The sequence below is a fragment of the Gluconobacter japonicus genome (assembly GCF_002723975.1).
GTDB lineage: Bacteria > Pseudomonadota > Alphaproteobacteria > Acetobacterales > Acetobacteraceae > Gluconobacter > Gluconobacter japonicus.
This window is the reverse complement of the sequence record NZ_BEWO01000009.1, coordinates 83108-95484: the sequence shown is the minus strand read 5'-3', so window position 1 is coordinate 95484 and position 12377 is coordinate 83108. Positions and strand designations below refer to the sequence as shown.

The window sequence follows — 12377 nt, the reverse complement described above, 5'->3', positions numbered from 1 at the left end:
TTTTTCGAAAAGACTGAAGGATAAAGGGATATGAACACGCCCACGCTCTGGCTCATCCGGCACGGTGAAACGGACTGGACCATCAGCGGCCAGCACACAGGCCGCACGGATATTCCTCTCACAGAAAATGGTCGGGAACAGGCACGCGCCCTGAAATCGCGTCTTGCAGATCAGACATTCGACCGGGTGCTTTGCAGCCCGCTTCAACGCGCCCGCGAAACCTGCGAACTGGCAGGGTTTGGTACTCAGGCCCAGATGGAGCCTGACCTGATGGAATGGGACTACGGCATTTATGAGGGACGAACCTCCGCTGACATTCTCAAGGACGAACCAGACTGGTCCTTATGGACATCCGATGTCCAGAACGGAGAGACTGCGGAACAGGTTCGAACAAGAGTTGGGCGTCTGCTTGATCGCCTTCTGACGCGGCAGGGTACGATTGCGTTGTTTGCGCATGGTCATATCCTACGCAGCCTCATCAGCATGTGGATGAGCAATGACGTCTGTCTGGGCGAGAATATTCTTCTTGATACAGCATCTGTCTCTGTTCTGGGGTTCCAGCGTAACGCAAGGGTGTTGCGCAAACTGAACACCTGAAAGCACCGTGGAAATTTTATGGCACCTCTGTGCGAATGGCATTTTGCGGCTTAGTGTCTGAACGCAGGATCGCCTCTTGGGTGGCATCGGACAGACTGGCAGTCTCCCCGTCATCAAGAGTAGTCAATGATGGTGGAGCCGGTAATGATTATTTCTTCCGCAACAGATTATAGAGAAGCAGCCCGGCGTCGCCTGCCTCCTTTTCTGTTCCAGTACATTGATGGCGGTTCTTACGCTGAACAGACGATGCGTCGGAATGTCTCTGATCTGGCTGATATTGCCTTGCGCCAGCGCATTCTGAAAAACGTCTCTGCGCTTAACACAGGGACAGAACTGTTCGGGCGCAAACTCAATATTCCTGCGGCTCTGGCTCCCGTTGGTCTGACAGGCATGTATGCACGCCGGGGTGAGGTTCAGGCAGCTCGCGCAGCCGCCCGAAGAGGTATTCCATTTACATTATCGACCGTCTCGGTGTGCCCGATTGAAGAAGTGCAGGGACGCAGTCCTGTTCCCATCTGGTTCCAGCTCTACGTGCTGAAAGACCGGGGCTTCATGAAGAACGCGCTGGAACGCGCCAAGGCCGCTGGTATTACCACGCTGGTCTTTACAGTCGATATGCCGACGCCGGGCGCCCGTTACCGCGACGCGCACTCAGGAATGTCCGGGCCTAACGCCGCGATCCGGCGTTGCCTGCAGGCCATGACGCATCCCATCTGGGCCTGGGATGTTGGCCTGCGAGGCAGACCGCATGATCTGGGTAATATTTCCCGCTACCGGGGCAATCCGACCAAACTGGAAGATTATATTGGCTGGCTCGCCAATAATTTTGATCCGTCCATTAGCTGGAAAGATCTGGAATGGATCCGCGACTACTGGGACGGACCCATGATCATTAAGGGGATTCTCGACCCGGAAGATGCAAAGGATGCTGTACGGTTCGGGGCTGATGGGATCGTTGTCTCCAATCATGGTGGCCGTCAGCTTGACGGTGTTCTGTCTAGTGCCCGTGCCCTTCCGCCTATTGCAGAAGCCGTCAGGGGCGAGCTGAAAATTCTGGCAGATTCCGGTGTCCGGTCCGGCCTTGATATCGCTCGAATGGTGGCAATGGGAGCAGATGCCGTGCTGCTGGGCCGTGCCTTTGTCTATGCCCTCGCTGCGGGCGGGCAGAAGGGGGTGGAGAACCTGCTCGACATCATGGAAAAAGAACTTCGCGTTGCCATGACCCTTACGGGTGCGAGTTCTATTTCGGATCTGACATCAGAGAGTCTGGCGCGTTTGGCTCCGGAATTTGGTTGAGCGTTTTCTGGCAGGCGCCGCATAAATTGTGGCGTCGTCGGTGCGATGCATAAATATGCATTGCGGGATAATTAAAGAGTTGGATCGAAATAGATCTCAATATTTTCAAAAATTTATACTATTTGAAACCTACGCCCGGGAAAGACAATGCCCCAAAATTACCTTCTCGACACAGATGTTGCACTTGCAAGGATGGTTCTGACCGAGGTCGGGATTCTCGAAAAACAATTGATCCGCTGGATGGCGGAGATGGAAAAAATTGATGGGCAAATTTTCTGGAAATTAAGTGACGCATGGGTTGCTCGTCATAAATCACGAATCGCAGCATATTACGGAATTAGTAAGCAGCCACTTCTCGACAATATAACAATTGATCATGTTCCGCTAACAGCATGTATGATGGGTGAACTATTGGGGATTGGGAGTCTTCCTCATCCTCCAAACTGGTTCCGGAGATACGCGAAACAGGAAATCAGCCATACGCTTGGAATAGAAACGTCTCGGTTATTTCCTGCAAAATACAAATTGTCGGACATTGCTCCCTCGCATCAGCCAAAGCAGGGAATGCTCAACTATATGCGTTTGTTCAGGAGCTCCGGGCATAGTTTACCTGACGAGCATTGGTTTGATCAGGCTGTTCGCGATATTGACGAGATGAGTCGTGACTTCCCGCACCTCCTGTGGTTGGTGCGCGAAGCGATGGTTCGTGAAGATCGAGCCTCTTCAGTCAACGATATGGATAGCCGATTAGAGCTTTTTCAGGTGCCTAATGTGCCGAGACCCTCAAAGAAAACATTGTCACGGTTTTCGGCCCGATTGAGTGAAACGGACGGACATCAAGATCTCGATTTTGCAAGATGTTTCTTGCAGGAATATGGCAGGTTTTCTGAAATTCATCATATTTATTATGATCTGACTTGTGTGCCACCACTTTATCGCGCGGCGATTTTCCCGCGCTTTGTACGCTTGATCAACTGGGTTTTTCCAAAAGCTGGCTCGGTCTTCAGGCTTGCTGAGGCAATAATACAAAACCCCGGTCTTTATACTTTTCGTCATGCTCGGCCGCAGGATATCGGTATCATGACGTTTGGAAAGCATTACGCCTTACGGACGAAATTTCCTGCAACGAAAGGGGCACTTCCGAAACGATCGGAGTGCGGGAGCCTTTTTTCAAATCCTGAGGTCTCAGCATCCATCTTTCCAGGGTGTCTCTGTATGATTGCTGCGGCGAAGGATTCATCCGATGTTCCGTGGTTATTGTCTCTGTGTACGCAAGCTCTGAAAAAAGAGGACGTTTCGCAGTTTAACCGCCTTGTGGCGGCAGTAGGAGAGATCGCAACGCCTGATGCCATTCGTGGACTTGCGAGACTGCGCTCGAAAGTTCGCCACTCTACGATGTTAGTTCAGTTGGATGCCGCACTTGCGCATGCGGCATCTGCGTCCGGGCTAACGACAGTTGAGGCAGAGGAACTGGTTGCGCCGCAATACGGGTTAAACGAACATTTTTGCCGCGTAGGTGATTTGTCAGACGGTATCAGACTGGTTTTGAGCATAACAGGCTCAGGTCAGGGCGTGATCCGCTATGAGGACGCAGAGGGAAAACAATTAAGCAAGCTTTCTGAAAAAGTGCGTAAAGCCCCGGGAGTTGAAGCGATTCTTCGCGCGGCAAGAGCAGACGCAAAAATGCTGACAGCCGATATGTCCACTCATCGCCTGAGGTTGGAGCGATCATGGCTGACGGGGCAAACCTGGCTTTACTCCGTGTTTCAGGAGCGCTGGCTTTCTCATCCTGTTCTCGGGTGGCTTGCACGGCGCCAGATATGGCTTGTTGCTGAACCAGATGGGACGGTTTTCACCTGCCTGTTTGGGAGAAATGGGGAAGTGTATGACCCCGACGGAAATAAGCATCTTCCCCTTAAAGCCGGAGTACTCCTGAGTCTGTGGCATCCTCTTCACAGTGAAGGAAAAGATGCTGACGGAAAATCCATTGTTGCACGTTGGAGAGCAACTCTGGAACGATTGAAAATCAGCCAGCCAATTCGGCAAGCCTGGCGGGAAACATACACACTTACTCAGGCAGAGCGTGAAAGCTCTCCCGCATCCTATCGCTATGCTGGCCGAATTTTAAATCAGCCTCAGGTGGTTGAAATTGGGCGCAAAAGAGGATGGCGTATCCGCAACCTCTCTCCTCATATACCATCGTCCGAAAGTGCTCCCTGGACGTTCGGGCTCCCTGCGCATGGTATTTATGCTGAAATAAGAACCGGAGGTGTAGGGATAAACGATCTTGAACATGGTGCCGGGACTTTTACTCACGTCATCACTGACAGGGTCAGGTTTTGCGTCCTGAAAGATCAAGGAAACTGGCTCTATGACGGAGGTCGTAAACTGACTGAGATGAAAACGCCGCTTCGTCTTGGCGATATCTCTCAAGTCGTGTTTTCCGAGATCATGCGTGATGTTGATCTGATGGTCAGCACGGCTGCGAGCAATATTTCCTTTGACCCGGAAACGATCTCGTCCATTCCTGATCTCGGGGTATGGCGCCGCCAGTCGGGTCTGGCGAACATCTCCATATCAAATGAGTCACACTTCGGCGGTCTCGCTCAAAGTCGCCGTGAGGCAATTGTCTCTTTATTGCCGTCGTTTAAAGCTGGGGACGCGATTAGTGTTGACGGAAATTATGTATTTATAAACGGCGTTCGGCATAATTATAAAATTAATATTGGAACCGGTGATGTAATGGTTATTCCTTATAATCGTCATCTTGTCCTACGGTCCGATATTGGGAAATTTTCATATGATGAAAGTTCTGAATATGTACCCCTGCATGATGACGATCAGTTAGCTTTAATTATTAATAGAATCACGATGCTTCTAAAAGATAATCGTATTCGTGATCAGGATATTCTGGACCAGTTGACGTCACTTTCGGATTAAATTTGACGCTGCGTTTAGTCTGAAACTGGTCCAGTATTATTTCATCTCTTTAGAGTGACCGTTAGTTTTTTAATGGAAGACAACGATCACGAATGACCATAAAAAAAACCCCTCCGTTTCGGGAGGGGTATTCCGTATTCAGCGACCTTCGAAGAAGTCCCGAACCTTGGCGAAGAACCCGCTGTTTTCAGGGCTTGCCTTGGTGTGGTCATCACCAGCTTCCTTCTCGAATTCTTCAAGAAGTTCACGCTGGCGCTTGGTCAGGTGATGTGGCGTTTCCACCGAGACCTGAATGTACATGTCGCCACGTGCTGAAGACCGCAGCACAGAGAAGCCTTTGCCACGAAGGCGGAAGGTTTCGCCCGTCTGTGTTCCAGCCGGAATACGGACACGGCTGCGGCTGCCATCAATGACGGGGACTTCCACTTCTGTGCCCAGTGCTGCCTGTGTCATACGTAGCGGAACGCGGCAATAGATATTGGCACCATCGCGTTGGAAGATTTCATGTGACAGAACTGCGACGTGCACATACAGGTCACCCGGCTGTACGCCTTCGCCTCCAGCCTCGCCGCGACCCGCCATGCGGATGCGGGTTCCGTCTTCAACGCCTGCCGGAATCTCGATCTTGAGTGTTTCGGTCTTGGCCTGTGTGCCAGAACCCTGACAGGACTTGCAGGGGTTGCGAACCGTGCGGCCAGAGCCGTTACAGGTCGGGCAGGGCCGTTCAACAAGGAAGAAGCCCTGTTGGGCCCGGACCTTGCCTGCACCATGACAGGTTGCGCAGGTTGTGCTGCCACCGCTCGCATCTGCTGAGCCCGACCCATGGCAGGACTCACAGGCGACGCGCGTGCGGACTTCAACCTCTTTCGTTACACCTGAAAAGGCTTCGGTCAGGGTGATGTCGACTTCAACCTGAACGTCAGCGCCTGTGCGACGTCCACCGCCACGACGACCACCCATCATGTCGCCGAACATCTGATCGAAGATGTCGCCCAGGCCGCCAGCACCAAAGCCACCGAAGCCGCCGCCACCCATTCCGCCCATACCGCCATCAAAAGCGGCATGACCGTACTGGTCATAGGCTGCGCGCTTCTGGTCGTCTTTCAGGACTTCGTAAGCTTCGTTGATTTCCTTGAACTTCAGTTCAGCGGTCTCATCGCCCGGGTTACGGTCCGGGTGGTAGCGCATGGCCTGCTTGCGGAAGGCTTTCTTCAGCTCTTCCCCAGACGCCGTGCGCGAAACTTCAAGACTTTCGTAGTAGTCGATCTTCGTGGCCATGATCGGTCCTTGTCTGAGGGCCGGAAACAAGAATGGCGCCCACCCCCTTGCGGGAACGGGCGCCCTTCGGAAAACAGGTCAGGCGGGGCGGGAAGCCCCACCTGGGGAAGTCACCCGATCAGTGCTTCTTGCTGTCGTCGACGTCTTCGAAGTCGGCGTCAACAACGTTGTCGTCCTTGGCTTCTGCACCGGCAGCTTCGCCACCCTGCTGGGCCTGCTCTGCCTGATACATGGCCTGACCAACCTTCATGGCCACCTGCGTCAGACGCTCGCTGGCGCTCTTCAGCGTCTCGGCATTGTCGCCGCCCAGAGCTTCACGGGCTGCTGCGATTGCAGATTCAGCTTCCGCCTTGTCAGCCGCCGGAACCTTGTCGCCACCTTCCGTAAGAGACTTCTCGGTCTGGTGAATCATGCTCTCGGTGCTGTTGCGCAGCTCGACCAATTCACGCTTGGCCTTGTCGGCAGAAGCGTTGGCTTCAGCTTCCTTAACCATACGATCGATGTCACCGTCGGACAGACCGCCAGAAGCCTGGATCTTGATCTGCTGTTCCTTGTTCGTCGCCTTGTCCTTTGCGGACACGTTGACGATACCGTTGGCATCGATGTCGAACGTGACTTCGATCTGCGGAACGCCACGCGGGGCTGGAGCAATGCCCTGCAGGTCGAAGTTGCCAAGCAGCTTGTTATCGGCTGCCATCTCACGTTCGCCCTGATAGACCTTGATGGTCACGGCGTTCTGGTTGTCTTCAGCCGTGGAGAAGGTCTGGCTCTTCTTGGTCGGGATCGTCGTGTTGCGGTCGATCAGACGGGTGAACACGCCACCCAGCGTTTCGATACCCAGCGACAGCGGCGTCACGTCGAGAAGTAGAACGTCCTTCACGTCACCCTTCAGGACGGCGCCCTGAACGGCTGCACCGATAGCGACCACTTCGTCAGGGTTGACGTTGCGAGCCGGATCCTTGCCGAAGAATTCCTTAACCGTCTCAATGACCTTCGGCATACGGGTCATGCCGCCAACGAGAATGACTTCGTCAATCTCGCTCGTGGAGACGCCAGCGTCCTTGATGGCGGAACGGCACGGGCCAAGCGTACGCTGAACCAGATCGTCAACCAGGCTTTCCAGCTTGGCGCGGGACAGCTTGACGACGAGGTGCTTCGGACCGGACGCATCAGCCGTGATGAACGGCAGGTTGATTTCGGTTTCCTTGGAGGAAGAAAGCTCGATCTTGGCCTTTTCAGCAGCTTCCTTCAGGCGCTGCAGGGCAAGCTTGTCGCCACGCAGATCAATGCCCTGATCTTTCTTGAATTCATCAGCCAGGAAATCGATAACGCGGTTATCAAAGTCTTCACCACCCAGGAACGTATCACCGTTCGTGGACTTCACTTCGATCACGCCGTCAGAAATTTCGAGGATGGAAACGTCGAACGTACCACCACCAAGGTCATACACAGCCACCGTGCCGGAATCGCGCTTGCCAAGGCCATAGGCCAGAGCGGCAGCGGTCGGCTCGTTGATGATACGCAGGACTTCGAGGCCAGCAATCTTGCCAGCATCACGTGTTGCCTGGCGCTGTGCATCGTTGAAGTAGGCTGGGACCGTAATGACAGCCTGTGTAACGGTCTCGCCGAGGTAAGCCTCAGCCGTTTCCTTCATCTTGCCGAGAACGAAAGCAGCGATCTGGGAAGGTGCGTAATCTTCGCCGCGGGCACGAACCCATGCGTCGCCGTTGTCACCCTTGACGATCTCATAAGGGACCATGCCCTTGTCCTTCGTCACGGTTGGGTCGTCGTAACGGCGACCGATCAGACGCTTGACGGCATAGAGGGTGTTGGTTGGGTTTGTAACAGCCTGACGCTTCGCGGCCTGTCCGACGAGACGCTCACCATTTTCGGTGAAAGCGACCATGGACGGCGTCGTGCGTGCGCCTTCGCTGTTTTCGATAACGCGGGTTTCGTCACCTTCACGCACTGCAACGCAGGAGTTGGTCGTGCCGAGGTCAATACCGATGACTTTGCTCATGTACTTTTTGTCCTTTCAGCGGTTTACCTCGGCCCTAGTCAGGCACCGGGGCGAACCCTTGTGACGTCAAATCCGAACCCTCACAGGTCCGTGTTTCCACGGTCAAATCTAGGCAGGGCAGCAAAGTGTTTCAAGGCCTTGGGAGCAACATCTTTTGTGAAAAATATGCGTTGAGCGCTTTCCCTTGTCGGATGTGGCTTCCGCTTGCGGTCGGAATGGTTCAGTTTGCTCAGAGACATGCACATTCATCTGACATCCCGCGCCATGATCCTGGCCGCACTTACCTGTCTTTCTGCCTGCGGACCGATTGGGCCGTCGAGGCTTCAGCGGGACGAACTTGAATATTCGCGTGCGCTCGGGGATTCCCAGAAGCATGAGATGCTTCTGAACATTGTTCGGCTTCGCTATGCTGACCCACCAACATTCCTTGATACGACACAGGTTATTGCCGGTTACAGTGTCTCTAAAAGTGTAAGTGGTGGGTTCTACGCCTATCCCGCCACAGCGGTTGGCAATTACCTTTTTGGCACAGGCACGATGACGGCGGGCGAGAGCCCGACTTTCACCTATCAGCCTGTGACGGGCCAGCAATACGCGGAAAATATTGTCCGTCCGATTTCGCCGCTTGTAATCATGCCGCTCAGTTTGGGTGGTCTCCCGATTGATACGTTGCTACGCCTGACGGCGCAGTCGATTGACGGGTTATCCAATGTCCGTGGAATTGGAGCCGGAGGAGGCTCTGTCCGTTTCTATCTGTTGTTGCATGATCTTCGGCAGCTCCAGATTGCCGGGGCTATGACCATCCGCATCACGACGGACGCGCCACCACCTTCTTCCTCGGATGATTCGACAAAGAAAAACGGATCCAAGTCGGACATTCCCAATGGGCAGGAGCATTCCTATCTGGTCCTGTCTTCAACGTCTGACAGCAATCTGCTGGCCATTCAGGCTGAAGTCCGCAGACTTCTGCATCTCGATCCTCACGCGGAGGAAGCGGAGATCGTTTATGGACCATATCCGAAGCATCCAGGGCAGATAGCTATTCTGACGCGTTCCATGCTCGCGATGCTCACTCAGTTGGCTTACGAAGTCGAAGTTCCTGAAGAAGATATCAAAGTGGGTCGTACCCCACCGACAATTGGTCAGGTTGGTATCGAAAATCGCCCGGAAGTGGTCATTCACTCAAGTCATAAAGCGCCTGAACGGCGTTATGCGGCCGTTGAATATAATAATATGTGGTTCTGGATTGATGAAAAGGACTTCCAGAGTAAGCTGGCTTTTACAATGGTGCAGGTTTTAAGTGCATTGGCTGCAACAAATCATACCGGTGGTGCAGTCGTGACTATTCCAGCTGGATAAATGTACAAGTCATTCTATCTCTATAATGGTTCCAACACTTTTTTGTTACCAAAAACACGGCTTTGTTAGGATCATTCAAAAAGAAGTTCGGTGGACCTGAACTGATTATGGATTTACCGTCCCCAGTATTCAGTCTGGGAGGCATTTGGTTATGCCAAATATTCAAGGTAACAGGACTCTGACGGAGTGGCTGACGCTGCTTCTGGGGGTCGTCATTCTTCTCGTGGGTCTGTTCTTCCTCATTGCAGGCGCTGACCTCGCAATGCTGGGCGGCTCAACCTACTACGCCCTCTGTGGCATCATTCTGATTGCCAGCGGCGTCTTCATGCTCATGGGCCGCACGCTTGGCGCTTTCCTGTATCTGGGAGCGCTGGCTTACACATGGGTCTGGTCTCTGTGGGAAGTCGGGTTCAGCCCCGTTGACCTTCTGCCCCGCGCTTTCGGCCCGACCATCCTCGGTATTCTCGTCGCGCTGACCATTCCGGTCCTGCGTCGCATGGAAAGCCGTCGTACTCTCAGAGGAGCCGTCTGATGCGCCGGTCTCACCTTCTCGCAACAGCCGCTGGCCTCGCTCTCGCCTGTGCACCACTCGCTGCTCACGCTCAGTTCGCTCCCGCAGGGTCAGGCGGAGAACCATCCTCGTCCGTTCCTGGGCCGGGTAATGCAAATGAACCGACTGAAGCCTCTCCCAAGGAACAGGGCTACTTCTCTGGGCCGTCGCCCTATGCACCGCAGGCTCCGGGCGTAAACGCTGCCAACCTGCCGGACATTGAGTCGATTGATCCGTCTCAGATTCCGGCCATGGCTCCGCAGCAGAGCGCCAATCCGGCACGTGAAGACTGGGTGGCCTATGGGCGTGATGATAACCAGACGCGTTATTCCCCGCTTTCAGAAATCACACCTGAAAATGCAGGCAAGCTGAAGGTTGCCTTCACCTACCACACCGGAAGCTATCCGCGTCCTGGACAGGTGAACAAATGGGCAGCTGAAACTACACCGATCAAGGTTGGTGACGGCCTCTACATGTGTTCAGCCATGAATGACATCATGAAACTCGATCCTGCGACGGGTAAGGAGATCTGGCGTCGGAACGTGGATGTCAAATACCACTCCATTCCCTATACGGCCGCCTGTAAGGGGGTGACATACTTTACGTCTTCCGTCGTGCCAGAAGGGCAGCCCTGTCACAATCGCCTCATCGAAGGCACGCTGGATATGCGTCTGATTGCGGTGGATGCGGAGACCGGCGATTTCTGCCCCAACTTCGGGCATAACGGTCAGGTCAACCTGATGCAGGGGCTGGGCGAATCCGTACCGGGTTTCGTCTCCATGACGGCTCCTCCTCCGATCATCAACGGTGTTGCTGTTGTGAACCACGAAGTGCTGGATGGTCAGCGTCGCTGGGCGCCGTCTGGCGTGATCCGTGGTTACGATGCTGAAAGCGGAAAATTCGTCTGGGCTTGGGACGTCAATAACCCGACCGATCATAGCCAGCCGACTGGTAACCGCCACTATAGCCGTGGAACGCCAAACTCCTGGGCTGCTCTCACAGGCGACAATGCCTTGGGTCTCGTTTACGTTCCAACGGGTAACTCTGCGGCTGACTATTATAGCGCCCTGCGGAGTGACAACGAGAACCGCGTTTCTTCCGCAGTCGTGGCGATCGACGTCAAGACGGGTGAAGAGAAGTGGGTCTTCCAGACAGCCCATAAGGACGTCTGGGACTACGATATTGGTTCTCAGGCAACCCTGATGGATATGCCCGGCCCGGATGGTCAGCAGGTTCCTGCTCTCATCATGCCGACGAAGCGTGGCCAGACCTTCGTTCTTGATCGCCGGACCGGCAAGCCGATCCTGCCCGTTGAAGAACGTCCAGCTCCGTCTCCCGGCGTTATTCCGGGTGATCCGCGCACACCAACGCAGCCCTGGTCCGTTGGGATGCCAGCACTTCGCGTACCGGACCTGAAAGAGACGGACATGTGGGGTATGTCCCCCATCGACCAGCTCTACTGCCGCATCAAGTTCCGTCGTGCGAATTATGTGGGTGAGTTCACGCCGCCAAGCATCGACAAGCCATGGATCGAATATCCGGGTTACAACGGTGGCAGTGACTGGGGCTCCATGTCCTATGATCCGCAGTCGGGCATTCTGATCGCGAACTGGAACATCACCCCGATGTATGACCAGCTCGTGGACCGCAAGAAGGCTGACAAACTCGGCCTGATGCCGATCGACGACCCCAACTTCAAGCCGGGTGGCGGCGGTGCCGAAGGTAACGGTGCCATGGACGGAACGCCTTACGGTATCGTCGTGACGCCGTTCTGGGATCAGTATACGGGCATGATGTGCAACCGTCCGCCCTACGGCATGATCACAGCTATCGATATGAAGCACGGTCAGAAGGTGCTCTGGCAGCATCCGCTTGGTACGGCTCGTGCTAACGGTCCTTGGGGTCTGCCGACGGGTCTGCCATGGGAAATCGGTACACCGAACAATGGTGGTTCGGTCGTGACGGCTGGCGGCCTGGTGTTCATCGCTGCAGCAACGGATAATCAGATCCGTGCGATCGACGAACACACTGGCAAGGTCGTGTGGAGTGCCGTTCTGCCAGGTGGTGGTCAGGCCAACCCGATGACGTATGAAGCCAACGGGCATCAGTATGTTGCCATCATGGCTGGTGGACACCACTTCATGATGACACCGGTTTCTGACCAGCTCGTGGTTTACGCGCTGCCGGATGCCGTAAAACAGTAACATGACCCTGTGGCAGATGTGTTGTGCACATCCGCCACACTCCATCGTCAGAAGGAGACTTTCGTGCTAGCCATGCAGGGAAGTCTCCTTTTGTCGTTTCTGGCTGTTTTCCCTGGGTGGCGGTCTGACATGA

General features: G+C 54.4%; 8 protein-coding genes. 6 read left to right on the top strand and 2 right to left on the bottom strand.

Annotated elements, in window-relative coordinates:
* The first annotated feature begins 30 nt into the window (after nucleotides 1-30).
* The 3 genes from GJA01_RS08180 to GJA01_RS08170 all read left to right on the top strand — a co-directional run bounded on the left by GJA01_RS08180 (nucleotide 31) and on the right by GJA01_RS08170 (nucleotide 4833).
* Nucleotides 31-597 carry a histidine phosphatase family protein gene (locus GJA01_RS08180; RefSeq protein ID WP_062504519.1) on the top strand — a complete coding sequence of 189 codons (567 nt, stop codon included), beginning with the start codon at nucleotides 31-33 and terminating at the stop codon, nucleotides 595-597.
* A gap of 144 nt (nucleotides 598-741) precedes the next feature.
* A complete protein-coding gene (lldD, locus tag GJA01_RS08175) occupies nucleotides 742-1893 on the top strand; it encodes an FMN-dependent L-lactate dehydrogenase LldD (RefSeq protein WP_062504582.1) in 1152 nt (383 codons plus the stop codon).
* 147 nt (nucleotides 1894-2040) lie between these two features.
* Complete coding sequence (locus GJA01_RS08170) at nucleotides 2041-4833, top strand: DUF4132 domain-containing protein (protein ID WP_062504517.1); 2793 nt, start codon at nucleotides 2041-2043, stop codon at nucleotides 4831-4833.
* A 138-nt stretch (nucleotides 4834-4971) separates the two neighbouring features.
* Here GJA01_RS08170 and dnaJ read toward each other — a convergent pair whose 3' ends face one another.
* Both dnaJ and dnaK read right to left on the bottom strand, forming a co-directional pair.
* A complete protein-coding gene (dnaJ, locus tag GJA01_RS08165) occupies nucleotides 4972-6111 on the bottom strand; it encodes a molecular chaperone DnaJ (RefSeq protein ID WP_010503420.1) in 1140 nt (379 codons plus the stop codon).
* A 118-nt stretch (nucleotides 6112-6229) separates the two neighbouring features.
* Nucleotides 6230-8131 (bottom strand): molecular chaperone DnaK, encoded by a 1902-nt coding sequence (dnaK, locus tag GJA01_RS08160; protein WP_061929764.1) that lies wholly within the window; start codon nucleotides 8129-8131, stop codon nucleotides 6230-6232.
* A gap of 237 nt (nucleotides 8132-8368) precedes the next feature.
* Between dnaK and GJA01_RS08155 the strand changes: the two genes are divergently transcribed.
* The 3 genes from GJA01_RS08155 to GJA01_RS08145 all read left to right on the top strand — a co-directional run bounded on the left by GJA01_RS08155 (nucleotide 8369) and on the right by GJA01_RS08145 (nucleotide 12244).
* Nucleotides 8369-9490, top strand: a complete 1122-nt coding sequence (locus GJA01_RS08155; protein WP_172794482.1) for a hypothetical protein — start codon at nucleotides 8369-8371, stop codon at nucleotides 9488-9490.
* Between the two features lie 151 nt (nucleotides 9491-9641).
* Nucleotides 9642-10022 carry a hypothetical protein gene (locus GJA01_RS08150; protein WP_010503424.1) on the top strand — a complete coding sequence of 127 codons (381 nt, stop codon included), beginning with the start codon at nucleotides 9642-9644 and terminating at the stop codon, nucleotides 10020-10022.
* Complete coding sequence (locus GJA01_RS08145; RefSeq protein WP_062504515.1) at nucleotides 10022-12244, top strand: pyrroloquinoline quinone-dependent dehydrogenase; 2223 nt, start codon at nucleotides 10022-10024, stop codon at nucleotides 12242-12244. Before GJA01_RS08150 ends, GJA01_RS08145 begins: the two co-directional genes overlap by 1 nt.
* The last annotated feature ends 133 nt before the right edge of the window (nucleotides 12245-12377 follow it).

Bases quoted from the DNA above. Each gene is read 5' to 3' on its own strand.
- GJA01_RS08180 (WP_062504519.1), top strand. From the start codon at position 31: ATGAACACGCCCACGCTCTGGCTCATCCGGCACGGTGAAACGGACTGG.
- lldD (WP_062504582.1), top strand. From the start codon at position 742: ATGATTATTTCTTCCGCAACAGATTATAGAGAAGCAGCCCGGCGTCGC.
- GJA01_RS08170 (WP_062504517.1), top strand. From the start codon at position 2,041: ATGCCCCAAAATTACCTTCTCGACACAGATGTTGCACTTGCAAGGATG.
- dnaJ (WP_010503420.1), bottom strand. From the start codon at position 6,111: ATGGCCACGAAGATCGACTACTACGAAAGTCTTGAAGTTTCGCGCACG.
- dnaK (WP_061929764.1), bottom strand. From the start codon at position 8,131: ATGAGCAAAGTCATCGGTATTGACCTCGGCACGACCAACTCCTGCGTT.
- GJA01_RS08155 (WP_172794482.1), top strand. From the start codon at position 8,369: ATGCACATTCATCTGACATCCCGCGCCATGATCCTGGCCGCACTTACC.
- GJA01_RS08150 (WP_010503424.1), top strand. From the start codon at position 9,642: ATGCCAAATATTCAAGGTAACAGGACTCTGACGGAGTGGCTGACGCTG.
- GJA01_RS08145 (WP_062504515.1), top strand. From the start codon at position 10,022: ATGCGCCGGTCTCACCTTCTCGCAACAGCCGCTGGCCTCGCTCTCGCC.